Consider the following 15,334-nt stretch of genomic DNA (forward strand, 5'->3'; position numbering starts at 1 on the left):
GGCTCCTTCAGTCGGGGAAACATATCACTATACGATATCGCACGCCCTCCCGGTTCCTACATTTCGCGGTAATCGAGCAGGACGAGCCCTACGAGCACCAGGCAGAGCGGCCACACGATGCCAGCCATCTTCGACTCGCGCCTGGAGGGCAGGCGGAGTTCGAGCCATCGCGCCCAGCCTGCCGTTGCTCCCAACAGGGCAATGGGTGTGTGGCTCAGCTCGGTAAGCATTTCGTCCTTGATGTTGCTGAGGGCATGGGAGTGCGTGATCAGCAGGGCTCCGCCGGCGGCGCACAACAGAGGGAACACGTAGGCAGCGCGGCGGGTGTGGATGCGGCCCGTCTCCACGCCCCACTCAAAAAAGGCAAAGACGGTGATGAGCACGGCGTAGAGACGGTGCTCCAGCACATCGGGCTGGGCGAAGCTCTGCCAGAAGGAGCGCGGGCCAAGGGGCCAGTTTTCCGGGTCGGCGCGCAGAAGGATGAAGATCGCGAGCCCGATGAAGAGGAGCGGCCAGTTGCCAGCCCAGCGGCGGCCGCCGAGCTGGGCAAGGAGCGCCATCAGTCCGGCGGCTAACACGATCAACCCGGCCCAGTGGTGGTTATACTCCGACCATGCGCGGTCGTTCGCATCACTGATGCTGCCGTCAGTGAACTGCGAGTCGCGCACGGCGACGGCCATTGACGTAGGTGGCGCGAGCTGCGCCAACGGGGGGCTCTTGAGCCGCGGCGTCTCCCAGTGCATGCGCTGGACAATATCATGCGTGGTGAGCCGGTCCTGAGTGAGATCCACGGCAGGCGGCTGCGAGGTGAGCGAAGCAGCCACGAGGATGGCGGTGAATCCGAGGCCGATCTCCGCTTCACTGAAGCGGCGCAGACGCACAAGCAGAGAGTCAGGCTGATACTTTGTGCGGCGCAGCAGCAGGAAGTTGCCCGCTCCCAGCCCGATCATCAGCAGGAAAAGATAGCCCTTCGCAAGAAGCATGGCGCCGTAGGTCGTTCCGTAGAGCCCCTGCCAGGAGCGGACGTAAAACCATGCCATCCAGAGACCCGCGCCGAGCAACAGCGCTGCGCCTGCCATGGCCATCATGGAGTATCGCCGGACCATGACCGAGGCGGCGCGCGAAGGCGAAGAGCGGAGAGCGAGCAGCAGAAATGGCATGGCTCCGATCCAGATTGCCGTGCCTGTGTGGTGGGCTGCGGTAAGGCCAAGCAGCAAGGGGCGGTGATCAAGGCGGGCAGCGGCGTGGCTGGTGGCCACGGAGGCTGCGAGCACCGCTGCCGCCGCGAAGGCAGACAGGCGAGCATGGCCCAGGAGCACACAGAGCAGCACTGCGGCGAAGGCGGCAAGCAGATCGGCGCGGAAGAAATTGGTCGCGAGAACGTCGTGGAAGGAAAAGCCTGAGCCGCCGATCAGGATTGCCGAACTGACAGCTATCGAAGAGATCTGAGCAACGGCAAAGGCCAGGGCAGCGATGCGAACCGCTCTGCGAAGAGTCAACTGTGCGGAGTCGGAGAGTTGGGCGGGGAGGGCAACCAACAGCAGAAAAGCCGTCCCGCCCAAAGTCAGGGCCTCAAAGCTGAGAGTGGCTGCGCGCAGCAGAACGGAGAGAAGATCGAAGTCCTTGAGGAGCCAGAGCAAGGCCGGCTACCGCACCGTGAAAGGAATTTCGCCGCGTGTGATGTGACCGTCGCTGGCCAGCACCTGCCAGCGAATGACATACTTCCCTCCCGGAAGGGTGGCGATCTTCGTGGTCAGCTCATCAGGAGAGCGGCTCGGGGCTGTCTTTAACATCTGAACCTTGCCGTCGGGACCCGCGAGATAAAGCCGCGAGCGCGCACCATCGATTCGCGAGTTAAACTTCAGGTCTACACTCAGCTGGCCTTCGTCCACTGTGGCATCCACGCGAGGCGTGGAGTTGACGAGTACAGCATGCGCGAAGGCACGCGGTGCGAAGCAGACACCGAGAGCAACGGCAAGCAGTCCGCTGACGACTCTACCCCTTGAGAGCATCATGCCTGCTGCGCGGAAGCCGCGCGTACGGATTGACCGCTGACCTCAGCCGCGCGGGCCTCAGCAAAAGCGGCAGCGCCCATGAGAGCGCAGCGGCTCTCGAGGATGATCCTTACCGGAGTATGCACCAGCAGATTGCTGAGGCGGCCCTTGTCGGTGAAGGCCTTCATGAATGCGCCATCCTGCATTTTCTTGAGAATTTTCGGCGCAATGCCGCCGCCAAGATAGAGGCCGCCAACGGCAAGTATCTTGAGCGCGAGATTGCCGGCTTCGGCGCCATAGGCCGAGGCGAAGATGTCGAGCGTCTGCGCGCAGAGCTCATTGCTGCCGTCTTCCCCGACCTCGCCGATGACGGCGTTGGGGTCCTCCTGCTGCATGCGCTCGCGCAGCCAGGCGGGCTCGTCCATCTTCTTTTCATCGCGGAGGAAGCTGTAGATGTTCTTGAGCCCGATGCCGGAGACGACGCGCTCATAGCTGACGCGCCCGTTAAGCGTGCGATGGAGATAGCGGAAGAGCTCGATCTCAGTCTCGTTGCGGGGCGCGAAATCGCAGTGGCCGCCCTCGGAGGCCATAGGCTGATGCACTTTGCCGTTCCACACGATGACGGCTTCGCCGAGGCCAGTGCCCGCGGAGACGAGTCCCCGGTGGCCGATGGCGCCTGCGTCGCCCTCACTGAGGACAAAAATCTGGCTCGCATTGAGCTCCGGAATGCCGTAGCCATTGGCCTCAAGATCGTTGATGAGGAAGAGATGCTGAATGCCCAGATTGCGCGACAGCTCCGCGCTGTCGAGTTCCCAGGGAAGATTGGTCAGCTTGAGGCGGCCATTGCGTACCGGGCCCGGCACACCGAAGCAGGCGGCGGTGATCTCCGGCTGGCCGCTCTCGGCCAGGAAGCGCCGCACGACCACCTCAAGCCCGGCATAAGCCTGGGCCGGAAAACGCTCGTCGCGGACATGGGTAAGAGAGCCCTTTTCAAAGCTGTAGAGGGCGAGATGAACCTTGGTGCCGCCTACATCTCCAGCGAGAATCATCGCGTAATCTCCAGCCTGCCGACGCCATCAGCGGCGGGCGCAGGCAGCTCTGCTGCGGCAGCCTTGTCGAGCAGGAACAGCAGCCTGCCGTTCTTCGGCTGGATCAGCTGCGAGGGCAGCGTCTCAGGATCGTAAGCACCCTGCAGGACACTGTGCAGCGGACCCGCCTTATCGCTACTTTCGATGAGGAAGAAGATGTGCGCCGCCTCGACGATGACCGGCCATGTAAGCGTGATGCGCCAGGACTGCGCCTGCTGCGGCACATGATTCGCAATGGCGATGCGTCCCAGCTCGTGAAGCGCATCCGTGTGCGGGAAGAGTGACGCCGTGTGGCCGTCCGTCCCCATGCCGAGCTGGATGATATCAAAGCGCGGCACCTCGGCGCCCTCCAGGCGGAAGTGGCCCCGGATGGCGCTTTCGTAGCGTGCTGCGGCTTCCTCAGGAGGCAGTTCCCCCTCGATACGGATCACCTGTTCCGGTTTCATGGGGGAACGTTCGAGCATCATCTCGCGGGTCATGCGATAGTTGCTCGCTGCATCGTCAGCCGGCACGCAGCGTTCGTCGACGAAGTAAAGCTCAAGCTTGTCCCACGGCATTTGCTGGAGATAAGGCTGCGCAGGATCGGTGAGCAGCCCGAAGGTTACCTTTGGAGTGCTGCCGCCTGAGATCGCGACCCGCGCACGGCCCCGTGCTGCGGCCGCTTCGTTGATTTTCGCAATGAAGTGCTCGGCTGCTGCATGGGCCAGCGCGCTTTTATCCGCGCTGACCCTGTATTCAACGTCGATCTTTCTTGCCATTAAACTTTCTTCCACTTGCGGCCATCGCGACCGATGAGTTCGTTAGCGCAATCGGGTCCCCATGAACCGCTTGCATAGTTCGGGAAGTCGCTGGGTGGGGTCTTCTGCCACTTCTCAAGGATCGGCGTGTAGAGCGCCCAGGTAGACTCGACACCATCGCGGTGAGCGAAGAGGGTCGCGTCTCCCAGCATGGCGTCGAGCAACAGGCGCTCATATCCGTTGGCCGAGGAGGAGCCGAATGCGCCCGCATATTTGAAGTCCATGACCACAGGGCAGACGGTCATGTCCGGGCTGGGGAATTTCGCACCGAAGCGGAGCGAGATGCCTTCATCCGGCTGAATACGCATGGTGATGATGTTCGGCTGGATCTCTTTGCATGGGCCACCGCTGGCGCCCGAAAACAGGAGCATCGGCGGCTGCTTGAACTGGATCGTGATTTCCGTTGCCCGCTTTGCCATCCGCTTGCCCGCGCGAAGATAAAAAGGTACACCTGCCCAGCGCCAATTCTCAATCTCGAGCTTGACGGCAGCAAATGTCTCCGTCCGGGACTGAGGATCGACGCGCTCTTCTTCGCGATAGCCTTTGACCTGCTGGCCGTCAACGGTTCCGGCGGCGTACTGCCCGCGGGCCGTGTTTTCAATCGGGATGGGCTTGATGGCCTTCCAGACCTTGACCTTCTCACCGCGAACGGCATCAGCCTCAAACGAAACCGGCGGCTCCATGGCAACGAAGGAGAGCAGCTCCATCATGTGGTTCTGCACGACGTCGCGGAGGGCTCCGGCCTTTTCATAGAACGGGCCGCGCCCTTCAATACCGATGCTTTCGGCAGCGGTGATCTGAACGTGGTCAATGTAATTGCGATTCCAGATGGGCTCGAAGATGCCATTGGCGAAGCGGAAGACGAGGATGTTCTGCACCGTCTCCTTGCCAAGGTAATGATCGATACGGAAGATCTGGTTTTCGTCGAAAACCTTGTTCACATCATCGTTGAGCTGACGGGCCGACTCCAGGTCGTGCCCGAACGGCTTCTCGATGATGACCCGCGCATGACCCGCTTCCGGCTGGGCCATGCTATGTGCGCCGAGGTGATTGACAATGTCAGCAAAGTACTCGGGAGCGACGGCAAGGTAGAAGAGGCGGTTGCACTTCTTCCCATGCTTTTCGTCGATTTTGTCTAAAAGATCGCGGAGCTTCGAGTAGCCGTCATCGTTGTCGAACTCCATCGCGTGATAGCTGATTCTGGCGATGAACTCGTCGAGCTTGTTTTCGCCCTCTTTGACGCCGCCAAACTTGAGGATGCCGTCGCGCATGTCGGGCGCGAAGCTGCTCTTCAGATCGCGACGCGCGACGCCCACGATTGCGAACTCCTGCGGCAGGAGCCCCTGCTGCTCAAGATGGAAGAGAGCAGGGAGCAACTTGCGCTTGGTCAAATCACCGGACGCACCGAAGATAATAACCACGGAGGGTTCAGGGACACGCTCGCTGCGCGGAACGTCTTTGACAAGCTCCGGCGAAACTGAAACTTCTGTCGTTGCCATCTATCTCTCCTACTAATCCTTTTTGACCGCGTGGCCGCCAAACGCGTTACGCATAATGGCCAGCATGCGGTCAGTGAAGTTGTTGTCTTCGCGCGAACGGATACGGCGGATCAGCGACTCGGTGATGACAGGTGCGGAAACATTGAGGTCGATCGCCTCGAAGACTGTCCAGCGGCCTTCGCCGGAGTCGGAGACGTAGGCTTCCAGTCCCTCGAGCTTGGGGTTCTTCTGGAGCGCATCGGCGGTGAGATCGAGCAGCCAGGAACGGACAACGCTGCCGTAGCGCCAGATTTCTGCAATCTGCGCGAGATCGAGGTTCATCTGGGTCTTGTGGCCCATGATGGAGAAGCCCTCGGCATAGGCCTGCATCATGCCGTACTCGATGCCGTTGTGCACCATCTTGACGAAGTGGCCTGCGCCAGCCGGTCCGACGTGGCCCCAGCCCTGCTCCTTGCCCGGGGCAAGCGTCTCGAAGATAGGCCGCAGGCGCTCGACCGGCTCCTTGTCGCCGCCGATCATCATGCTGTAGCCCTCGGCCAGACCCCAGACGCCACCGGAAGTGCCTACGTCGACGAAGTTGAAGCCTTCAGGCTTCAGCTCAGCATAGCGGCGCTGCGAGTCCTTGTAGTTGGAGTTGCCACCGTCGATGAAGGTGTCGCCCTTCTGCATGAATGGCTTCAACTTGGCAATGGTCTCATCGACGGGATCGCCTGCCGGGACCATGATCCAGATGGCGCGCGGGGCTGCCAGATTCTTCACCAGATCTTCGAGCGAGTTGACGCCAACCGAGCCAGCGTCTGTCAGCTTCTTTACCGTGTCAGCATTGAAGTCAAAGCCGACTACCTTATGGCCGCCGACCCGAAGCCGCTCCGCCATATTGCCGCCCATCTTGCCAAGCCCAATGATTCCGAGTTCCATCGTGATCTTCTCCTCGTCTCTAAATGCTGATATCAAACTGTTTCAATGCGGATTCCAGTTGCCCGGGCCCTTTGTACTGCACAACCTGCAGGCCAACCTCCTGGGCAGCTGCCGCGTTTTCCGAACGGTCGTCGATGAACAGCACCTCTGATGGCGCCTGCTGGAGGACATCGAGCGCCAGCCGGTAAATGGCCTGGTCGGGTTTACGCAGCCCTACATAGCAGGACGCGAAAAATGTCTGAAAGTACTGTCTGAGCCCGAACTTCTCCAGGCGGTAATCATTCAGCTCGCGAGCTTCGTTATTGAGACAGCCAAGCTCTACTGTTTGAGATGCCGCAAGTTTCCGGAGGATTCCGAGCGCGTTGTCGGGGAGTAAAAGGGACTGCGCCTTCATCGCCTCCAAAAACATCTCAGGGGTGAAGTCACGGGGGGTGTAGAACAGCGTCCGGTCCAGGTATTCCCAGACGGTGATGCGGTCTTTCTCCCAGAGGTCGTTGGCCTCCGGATGCCGCTCCTCAAAGGGGGCGCGCTCAATATTGAACTGGCTGAAGACCACATCCCGTTCCCTGTGGTCCCAGCCATTGGTAAGGAGCACTCCGCCAATGTCGAAGAGGACAGTCTTGATGCGGGACATTCGAGCTTACTCTCCGTTCGGTGAAGTGCTAGTGGGAGTCAGATTGCGCTTCGGGCATGTAGCGCGCCTCAATTGCCTTGACCTTGTTCAGCCGGCGGACGAAGCGCTCTTCCTGCTTTTGAAAGCGCGCGTTGAGGTAGGCCGCGACGAGATCGAAGGCCAGGGCCGACCCGATGATACGGGCCCCCATGACCAGCACATTCATGTCGTCATGCTCGACTCCCTGATGCGCCGAGTAGGTATCGTGACACATGCAGGCGCGGATGCCGGGCATCTTGTTAGCCGCAACATTGACTCCCACGCCGCTGCCGCAGATGAGAATGCCCCGCTCGGCCCGGCCGGCCATCAGCGCGCGGCCAACTGCCTCGGCGAAATCCGGGTAGTCCGATGGTTCGGCGTTGTACGCGCCCAGGTCAGTAACCTCGTGTCCGAGGCGTTCGACGTAGGCGCGTACTTCTTCCTTGAGCGGGAAGCCAGCGTGATCGGCACCGATCGCTATCTTCATCGCTACTTCCCTGCCATGGCTGATTCCTGCTTAGGGGTACGGGCGATGAGTGCCTTCGCTCGCTTGACGATGTTTGCCACGCTGAAGCCCAGCTCTTCAAGCGCCCGCGTGCCGGGGGCCGACGCGCCGAAGCGGTCAAGCCCGATCACGTCTCCGTGACGGCCAACATACTTCCACCAGCCCTGCGTTGCGCCGGCTTCGATGGAGAGCTTGGGAAGGTGATCCGGGAAGATGGATGCCTTGTACTCCTCGCTCTGCTCCTCGAAGAGCTTCCAGCTGGGCATCGAAACCACGCGGACGTTGATGCCTTCCTTCTTCAGCTCGTTGGCAGCGTTGATGCCGGGCCAGAGCTCGGCGCCCGTTCCCACGATCAGCAGGTCGGGCGAGTCGCCACCCTTCTCGACGATGTAGGCGCCATGCTTCACGCCGTCGTAGATGTCATGCTTCGCCGGGTCAAGGATAGGCAGATCTTGCCGGGACAGGGCGAAGAAAGACGCCGTGGGGCGCTCCAGCGCCAGACGCCAGGCAGCGGCCGTCTCGTTTGCATCGGCAGGACGGAGATCTGTAAGACCCGGGACTGCGCGCAGCATCATCAGGTGCTCGATGGGCTGATGAGTCGGCCCATCTTCGCCCAGACCGATGGAGTCATGGGTGAAGACAAAGATCGAGTGGGCGTGCATGAGAGCGGCCATGCGGAGCGCCGGCTTGCAGTAGTCGGAGAAGACGAAGAAGGTGGAACCGTAGGGAATGACGCCACCGTGCGCGGCCATGCCGTTCACCATGGCGCACATGCCGAACTCGCGGACGCCAAAGTAGATGTTCTGCCCGACAGCATCGAGGTGAAAATTCTTCGCATCCTTGATGAGCGTCTTGGTCGAGGCGGAAAGATCAGCCGCGCCGCCGATCAGCTCGGGCACCTGCTTGGCGTAGGCATTCATGATCGTGTTGCCTGCACTGCGGGTGGCCACCGGCTTGGAATCCGCGGCGAAGATGGGCAGAGACTTCTCCCATCCATCCTTCAGCTTGCCGGCCTGGGTGCGCTCAAACTCAGCAGCCAGCTCGGGATACTGCTTCTTGTACTCGGCGAAGAGCGCGTTCCACTCGGCCTCGTACTTCGCACCCTTTTCAATGATCTGATGCCAGTTTTTGGCTGCCTCTTCGGGCACGTAGAAGCTCTTGTCGCCGGGCCAGCCCAGCGCTTCCTTGGTCTTCTTGGTATCTTCCGCGCCCAGCGCCTCGCCGTGAGACTTGTTGGACCCGGCCTTGGGGCTGCCGTAGCCGATGATGGTGCGCACCGCGATGAGCGAAGGCTTGTCGGTAACGGCCTTGGCCGCTTCGATGGCCTTCGAAATCGCCTCAAGATCGTTGCCGTCGGCAACGTACTGCACGTGCCAGTGATAGGCCTCGAAGCGCTTCTGCACATCCTCAGTGAAGGACAGCTCGGTCGGGCCGTCGAGGGAGATGAGGTTGTCGTCGTAGAGATAGATCATCTTGCCCAGGCCGAGGGTGCCGGCGAGCGATGCAGTCTCGTGCGAGATGCCTTCCATCAGGTCGCCATCGGAGCAGATGACATAGGTGTAGTGATCGACAATGTTGAAGCCGGGGCGGTTATAGACGGCCGACAGGTGCTTCTCCGCCAGCGCCAGGCCGACGCCCATGGCAAAACCCTGGCCGAGAGGACCGGTGGTCACTTCGACGCCATCGGTGTCTCCGCGCTCCGGATGGCCGGGGGTCTTCGATCCCCACTGCCGGAACTGCTTCAGATCCTCGATCGAGAGGTTGTAGCCGGAAAGGTGCAGCGCACCGTAGAGCAGCGCCGATGCATGGCCATTCGACAGCACAAAACGGTCACGGTTGGACCACTTCGAATGCTTCGGGTTGTGGCGCATGTACTTATGAAAGAGCAGGTAGGCCATCGGCGCATCGCCCAGGGGCGCGCCAGGGTGGCCGCTATTGGCTTTTTCTACCGCGTCGACTGCCAGAAAACGAAGTGCGTTAATCGAAAGCTGATCCAGTTCCGCCATTACAAAACCTCTTTTCGGAATTTTTCAAATGCTGCAGGCCAGTAGCGGCCTAGTGAAAGCGAACCAAAGATAAGCAGGGGTACCCTTCCTATCTTTAGATGTCATCAAACTGAAGACGGGACCGCAATGACCCTGAACTTCTTCACGAAAATTTCAATTTTCGATCAATACCTCGAAGTTCCGCCCTTCCCAGCGATTTTCTCCCGTCCAGAAAAGAGTAAATGAAAGCTGGCCAGTTTGCTCTTTTGCTGTGGGAATGTCGGCGTAGGAACCGGCATGGCTGAGCTGCTTGCTCTCCATGGTTTGCTGCGTTTTCCAGTCATCCGCGGTCCAGACTACCCGGAAGGGCGAATGCACGGCGATGCGCAGGGTTTTGCCAGCCGTGATCCTGCGAACGGGCCGCCGCATCTTGAAAATCTCCAACGGGCTTTCGCGACGCCCGACGCGCGCGTACCGCGCCTCCACCGGCTCGATTGAGTCAAAAACCCGGTTGTCGGCCGCCGAGCGGAGCAATTTCAGATACTCGGAGTGAGCCCACACCAGTGGCATCGCGGAACCGGCCGGGCCGCCAAACTCCAGCCCATCCTTGTCCGGCTCATCCCAGATCTGCTCGGGCAGCATGCCGCCAGCGGAGGCGAAGCGCTCCATTGCGGCGATGAAAGGCCTCACGTCGCGGCCTGCGGCCAGCTCATAGTGCGCCCTCTCGCCCACCAGCAGCGGCCATGCGCGCCCCTGTCCCCAGCCCTGGAACGGGCCTCCGTCCTTTCGCTGGCCATATCCGTCATGGTTATACCGGCGCCAGCATGGTCCCTTCGGGGTCTCAATTTTGAGGAGCTTGTCCACCACTTTGAGCGAGTCGACAATGAGCGGGTCATCGGCGCGACGCACTCCGTAGCGCACCAGCTCCAGAAAGCCTGCGTCGATCACCTCACGGGCTTCGTACTCATAGCGCTCGCCCGGCCCGCGGTTGTTGAGCCGCAGCAACTGCTTGCCGCAATCTTCGTGGGCGTAAGGCTCGCCGCACTCAGGCGGCTTGATGCGCATGTAGTGTCGCTTGACGTCAGGGTGCAGCACCCCTTCGTTGGTGACGGTCCAGTCTTCAAGATGACTCTCGATCCAGTCGGCCTGCTCTTCGAGAAAGTGTCCGAGCTCGGAGGAGTCGTGGGCGTGGGCCAGCTCCGAGGCACAGATCAGCCCGGCAATCACTGCCGCCAGGGTTGAGGGCGAATAGCCGGAATTCTCCTCCCAGCGCTCCTGCTGGGTGACGGGTGCGTATCGCACCAGAAAGCCTGCCGCCCGCTCGACAAAAGGGTATACATCGAAGTCGCCGAGGCCGCCCAGCTTCCAAAGCCGCCAGGCGAGCATGATCGGGAAGGCCACCTCATCAAGCTGAATGCCGGTCCAGTAGGGAGTTCCGTTGATCCAGAAGTTTTGTGCAAAGCCGCCGTCGGGCTTCTGCGTGCAGGCCAGATAAACCAGGGCCCGGCGCGCGGTTTCAACGCGCCCGCAGGCCAGCAGCGCCGTGGCAGACTGCACCATGTCCCGCGTCCAGACCAGGTGATACCCCCCGAGGTCGTCATCGCCCTTGGCATAACCCCAGGGGATTGATGCCGAGGCTATGAACGCGCCTGCGTAGGTCTTGTCTTCATGAGCCAGGACGATGTTGTGGCTGACCTGCATGAGCCGCCCGTTATCGTTCGACATCACGCCGAGCGCCGCGGGGCTCGCCGCGCGTCCCCACTGCTCGATGTATCGCTTGAGATGCGAGCTGAAATGGACGGAAAGCGAGCCCATGGTGGTCGAAAGGGCTGCATGCAATCCCTCTCCAAAGCCGATGGCGATGGTGAACTCGCCATTCGTGATCGGCCCGATCTCGCCCATCAGCGCAATGTTGCCGTCAGGCGCAGAACCGAACTCCCAGTCCATCTGGTAGTTGTCCTGCAGGTCGCGCCACCCGTCACTCATGCCCACATAGCCACAGCTGACGCGGGTGAAACCGCAGCTGGCCGCCATCGCAAGGGAGGTCTGCCCCTTCTGCGCGACCAGCACCTTCTTGCCTGCAACCTCGACCGCGCGACCACAGTTGCCGCTGCCGCCCCCGTCGAGATGCGGCGCAAGCAGGGCATAAATCCGCAGCCGCTTCAGCAGCTCCGGATCGCCTTCGAGGCGCGCGTGCTTCAGGACCACGGGATAATGCGGGTCGCTGATGATCTCCTTGACGAGCTGATAGCGGCCCTCGGGGTCGCGACTGGTGATGCGCACGGCCAGGGCATCCGACTCGATGTATTCAAAGGTGTGCTCGAGCGCGCGCTTTTCTTCGTGGAAGAACGTTTCGCCATCGGTGATCAGGAACTCCATGTCCCGGATCTGCGGGCGGTCGATCGTGGGGTAATAAATCTCGTTGAGAGTGCCGTGCGAGAGGGTGAACCAGACGCGGCTCGATGCCGCATACGCCGTGCCGACCGCGTCTTTCGCGCTTGAAGTCCAACGGGGTTCGAGCCCTGGCGCTCCAAATGCGGCGCCATGCCCCTCGATCCATCTGTACTGCGGCGCTACCTCAGTCATTCAGCTTCGCTCCTTACGCTTCTCTGAATTCCACGCTGCCCGTAGCCCGGCCGCCGGCTTACAAGACCTGTGAATTTGCATCCGGATCGGGATGGAAGTTCACTTCACGCATGGCGTGTCCGATTTCGCGGTTCTTCATGAAATATTCCCAGACAAATCCCGTTCGCAGGTTCTCAGCCATGAGCACGCTGATCCCCTGATCGATTCCAAGAATGTCCTCTGCATACCAGTTTGACTTGGGCTGGAACGCATCCACAAATCCGTAGCGCGTCCACACTTTGCTGCCATAGGTCTGACGGATGTGGAGCAGCACATGAGAGCACTCTGCGGGAAGAAAAGGCAGAGAGCCGGCCGTGGCGCAGGGTACAACGGTGCCGTCAAGCGGCCCCATGGAAGGCGGACCGCCCCAGACGCGATATCCCTCGCGCGAGTCCGATGCGGTAATCCCCCAGAGATTCTGGTCGATCCAGTTGAACTTCTGCCCCAGCACCAGGCACCACAACTGATGCGCGCGGGTGGCGGCAATGGAGTTGGTGAAGTAGTTCGTATGAAGATCGCGCTGATCGCGGTAATCGCACCAGGCATGGGCATACTGATGAATGAAGATGGGTGCGACGCCGCTGATGTAGTCGATGCCGCCATACTGCACCAGGGGCCGCAGCAGCGCGTTCCATGTCTCCGCCGGAATCGGGTGCGTGGGCGAACCAATAGCCATGAGATACATGGTCATCAGCTCGGCATAGATATCCCAGCGATGCTTCAAAAAGCCCTGGTCGGGGAGCCAGCCCATCGAAAGGGTCTGACCGCCATTGAGCATCCACTCCCAGTCAACGCGCCGGTAGAAAGTCGTCGCGAGCGCCTCGATGCGCGCATTTCCGGCAAAGTACTGGCGGCAGTGGAGCACGCCGCACAGCAGCAGCGCAGTGTCGATGGAGGACAGCTCGCTGCCGAACATCCTCTGCCCGCTCTCAATATCGATGAAGTGATAGAGAAATCCGTGCTCGTGAGGACAATCCTCCAGCAGGAAGGCGAGCGTCTTTTCGACGCGCTGCTCGCAGTCGCTCGGGCGCAGGTAATTGCGCTTGGCGGCGATGCAGAGCGCGCTCAGGCCGAAGCCGGTCGCGGCAATGCTGGCCACGCGGCTGAGCGAGCCTCCTGCGGCAGGAGCGCGGTCGCGCACGAGGCCCGTCTTGGGGCTGGCCTCGTTGTAAAAGAAATCGCAGCCGCGGCCCTCCAGATCGTCGAGCAGTTCGTCTGCTTCCTTTGAGACCTGGGTGAGCGGCTTGTTGATGAAGACGCCGGGCGGATGCTTATACTGCTGCGCCGCCTCCGACTCGGTCTTGGGCTCCTGGCCCGGCTTCACCGCCGGTGGCTGGGGCTGGTTCTGAGCAGCAGCAATGCTGGCCGCGGGCACGCCCAGCGCCAGCACGCCGGAGGCTCCCGCCGTGCGCAAAAGTTCTCTCCGGGTTATTCGAGGACGACCCAATGCCAATAATTTCCGAACAATTTCCAACTCCGGCCTTCGCGCCGCCGGAACATTTCTCTTTTAGGCTAACCCATTAGACGAGGCAGGACAGGACAAGCACTCTTTTTCTCAGCAGTCATGCAGAAAGCCGACACGTAAGCGCACCTGATGGCCATGAGATGCATCCATTATGATCGTGAAGGTAAATATGGCGCCCGATTGGGGGAGCCGGAATATTTTTCGTTAAGCAGCACGCCAGGAGGATACATTGGCCTACGAAGTGCCCGCACTACCCTACGACTACGCCGGTCTTGAACCGCACATCGACGAAGCCACGATGAAACTGCACCACGACAAGCATCACCAGGCCTACGTCACCAATCTCAACGGCGCCGTAGAGAAGCACCCCGACCTCGCCAAGCACAGTGCGGAGGATCTGCTGCGCAACCTGAACAGCATCCCGGAGGATGTTCGCACTGTTGTCCGCAACAATGGCGGCGGCCACGTCAATCACACCATGTTCTGGAGCATCATGAAGCCGGGCGGCGGCGGTGAACCGACCGGCAAAATCGCTGACCAGATCAAGAAGGACTTCGGCAGCTTTGAAGACTTCAAAAAGCAGTTCAACGAAACCACGGCAAAGCAGTTCGGCTCCGGCTGGGGCTGGCTGATCTGGGATGGCGGCAAGCTGAAGATCGTGACGACGCCGAACCAGGACAATCCCATCTCGAACGGCCACTTCCCTATCCTGGGGAATGATGTTTGGGAGCATGCCTATTACCTGAAGTACCAGAACAGACGGCCGGAATATCTTGCCGCCTGGTGGAACACAGTCAACTGGGACGAGATCAACAAGCGCTTTGAGCAGGCTCAGAAGTAAACCTGCAGTGGAGCATGGAAAAGCCACCCCGACGACGATGAATCGTCGCAGAGGTGGCTTTCCTTTTTTCTGTCTGCATTCCTGACTTCCCGTGTTTGCGGCCTGCCTCCCCACCGCATCTTTTCGGCACGATCTGCGTTTAATAAAATCAGAGAGGCATGAACGAAATGCGTACTCCCGCACTTACTTTGATTGGCACACTTTTCGTGCTCGCGATCACGGCCTGCACTAATTCTTCTGCGGCGCCGACCTCCGGCCCCGCATCGGCCACCTACAACATTGTTCAGGATGGCAAGAGTCTGGGATCAGCCACCTATACGCTGACTCCTATCGCCAGCGGCTACACGATTACGTCACAGGGCAAGATGGCCCTGGCTAAATTCAGCTACGCCTTTTCCAATACGGAGAAGCTGGATGGAGCGCTGAACATGGTCAACGACCAGATCAGCGGAGTCGTCAACGGCAGCGCGGTGAGCTTCAACGCTGCTTCTGACACCACCGGCAACAAGTTCAACATCAATGTCTCGGCCAGCGGCAAGCAGTATCAGAACGTGCTCGACCGCTATGCGAACACGGTCGTGCTGCCGGATCTCGATCCCTCCGGCTACATGCTGCTGGCGCGCCTGGCGCTTGCGCCGCCTGCCACCTCGTGGGCGCTCATCCCCAAGGGGAATGGCCTGCTCGTGCCGCTCAAGTTCACGCCAGACGCCGACGTTTCGGCCAACTATCACGGCCAGTCGATCCTGGTGAAGCACACAACCGTTGCCGTCAGCACGCAGAATGCGATTACGGTGGAGCTCTACTACCTGCCCAGCGGCCAACTGCTGGAAGCCGATCTGCCGGAGCAGAATTTCTACGTCATCTTCGGCGACTTCAAGCTGATCAATCGCCCGCAGTATAAGCAGCTGCCGCGCGGCCAGGCCGCTCCGCCGCCGCAGGGACAAGCTCAGCAGCCTCAGCAGTAA

The 15,334-nt window shown here is 60.6% G+C and carries 13 protein-coding genes; 2 read left to right on the plus strand and 11 right to left on the minus strand.

Going from position 1 to position 15,334, the window contains the following annotated elements:
• Window positions 1-56: 56 nt before the first annotated feature.
• The 11 genes from C7378_RS09225 to C7378_RS09275 all read right to left on the minus strand — a co-directional run bounded on the left by C7378_RS09225 (window position 57) and on the right by C7378_RS09275 (window position 13,477).
• On the minus strand, window positions 57-1,640 hold the full coding sequence (locus C7378_RS09225) for a copper resistance D family protein (RefSeq protein WP_131995054.1): 1,584 nt from the start codon (window positions 1,638-1,640) through the stop codon (window positions 57-59).
• 6 nt (window positions 1,641-1,646) lie between these two features.
• On the minus strand, window positions 1,647-2,015 hold the full coding sequence (locus C7378_RS09230; RefSeq protein WP_207901388.1) for a copper resistance CopC family protein: 369 nt from the start codon (window positions 2,013-2,015) through the stop codon (window positions 1,647-1,649).
• The gene (glk, locus tag C7378_RS09235) at window positions 2,012-3,043 is read right to left on the minus strand and encodes a glucokinase (protein ID WP_131995057.1); all 1,032 of its coding nucleotides are present in this window, start codon (window positions 3,041-3,043) and stop codon (window positions 2,012-2,014) included. The genes C7378_RS09230 and glk overlap by 4 nt, the downstream gene beginning before the upstream one ends.
• A complete protein-coding gene (gene pgl, locus C7378_RS09240; RefSeq protein ID WP_131995060.1) occupies window positions 3,040-3,840 on the minus strand; it encodes a 6-phosphogluconolactonase in 801 nt (266 codons plus the stop codon). Before pgl ends, glk begins: the two co-directional genes overlap by 4 nt.
• Window positions 3,840-5,378, minus strand: a complete 1,539-nt coding sequence (gene zwf / locus C7378_RS09245; protein ID WP_131995063.1) for a glucose-6-phosphate dehydrogenase — start codon at window positions 5,376-5,378, stop codon at window positions 3,840-3,842. Before zwf ends, pgl begins: the two co-directional genes overlap by 1 nt.
• A gap of 12 nt (window positions 5,379-5,390) precedes the next feature.
• Entirely contained in the window at window positions 5,391-6,296 is a 906-nt protein-coding gene (gene gnd, locus C7378_RS09250) for a phosphogluconate dehydrogenase (NAD(+)-dependent, decarboxylating) (RefSeq protein WP_131995066.1), read from the minus strand.
• Between the two features lie 19 nt (window positions 6,297-6,315).
• Entirely contained in the window at window positions 6,316-6,930 is a 615-nt protein-coding gene (locus C7378_RS09255; protein ID WP_131995069.1) for an HAD family hydrolase, read from the minus strand.
• A 28-nt stretch (window positions 6,931-6,958) separates the two neighbouring features.
• Window positions 6,959-7,435 carry a ribose 5-phosphate isomerase B gene (rpiB, locus tag C7378_RS09260; protein WP_131995072.1) on the minus strand — a complete coding sequence of 159 codons (477 nt, stop codon included), beginning with the start codon at window positions 7,433-7,435 and terminating at the stop codon, window positions 6,959-6,961.
• Window positions 7,436-7,437: 2 nt separating this feature from the next.
• Complete coding sequence (tkt, locus tag C7378_RS09265; RefSeq protein WP_131995075.1) at window positions 7,438-9,459, minus strand: transketolase; 2,022 nt, start codon at window positions 9,457-9,459, stop codon at window positions 7,438-7,440.
• A gap of 153 nt (window positions 9,460-9,612) precedes the next feature.
• Window positions 9,613-12,024, minus strand: a complete 2,412-nt coding sequence (locus C7378_RS09270; protein ID WP_131995078.1) for a glycoside hydrolase family 15 protein — start codon at window positions 12,022-12,024, stop codon at window positions 9,613-9,615.
• A gap of 58 nt (window positions 12,025-12,082) precedes the next feature.
• Window positions 12,083-13,477: a glucoamylase family protein gene (locus tag C7378_RS09275; RefSeq protein ID WP_243648157.1), complete on the minus strand. Its 1,395-nt coding sequence runs from the start codon at window positions 13,475-13,477 to the stop codon at window positions 12,083-12,085.
• Window positions 13,478-13,757: 280 nt separating this feature from the next.
• Between C7378_RS09275 and C7378_RS09280 the strand changes: the two genes are divergently transcribed.
• Window positions 13,758-14,369, plus strand: coding sequence for a superoxide dismutase (locus C7378_RS09280; RefSeq protein WP_131995081.1), 612 nt, complete (start codon window positions 13,758-13,760; stop codon window positions 14,367-14,369).
• A gap of 158 nt (window positions 14,370-14,527) precedes the next feature.
• The gene (locus C7378_RS09285) at window positions 14,528-15,334 is read left to right on the plus strand and encodes a hypothetical protein (protein WP_165876724.1); all 807 of its coding nucleotides are present in this window, start codon (window positions 14,528-14,530) and stop codon (window positions 15,332-15,334) included.

Source organism: Acidipila rosea (assembly GCF_004339725.1).
GTDB lineage: Bacteria > Acidobacteriota > Terriglobia > Terriglobales > Acidobacteriaceae > Acidipila > Acidipila rosea.

Bases quoted from the DNA above. Each gene is read 5' to 3' on its own strand.
- C7378_RS09230 (WP_207901388.1), bottom strand. From the start codon at position 2,015: ATGATGCTCTCAAGGGGTAGAGTCGTCAGCGGACTGCTTGCCGTTGCT.
- C7378_RS09270 (WP_131995078.1), bottom strand. From the start codon at position 12,024: ATGACTGAGGTAGCGCCGCAGTACAGATGGATCGAGGGGCATGGCGCC.
- rpiB (WP_131995072.1), bottom strand. From the start codon at position 7,435: ATGAAGATAGCGATCGGTGCCGATCACGCTGGCTTCCCGCTCAAGGAA.
- C7378_RS09255 (WP_131995069.1), bottom strand. From the start codon at position 6,930: ATGTCCCGCATCAAGACTGTCCTCTTCGACATTGGCGGAGTGCTCCTT.
- C7378_RS09285 (WP_165876724.1), top strand. From the start codon at position 14,528: ATGAACGAAATGCGTACTCCCGCACTTACTTTGATTGGCACACTTTTC.
- pgl (WP_131995060.1), bottom strand. From the start codon at position 3,840: ATGGCAAGAAAGATCGACGTTGAATACAGGGTCAGCGCGGATAAAAGC.
- zwf (WP_131995063.1), bottom strand. From the start codon at position 5,378: ATGGCAACGACAGAAGTTTCAGTTTCGCCGGAGCTTGTCAAAGACGTT.
- gnd (WP_131995066.1), bottom strand. From the start codon at position 6,296: ATGGAACTCGGAATCATTGGGCTTGGCAAGATGGGCGGCAATATGGCG.
- glk (WP_131995057.1), bottom strand. From the start codon at position 3,043: ATGATTCTCGCTGGAGATGTAGGCGGCACCAAGGTTCATCTCGCCCTC.
- tkt (WP_131995075.1), bottom strand. From the start codon at position 9,459: ATGGCGGAACTGGATCAGCTTTCGATTAACGCACTTCGTTTTCTGGCA.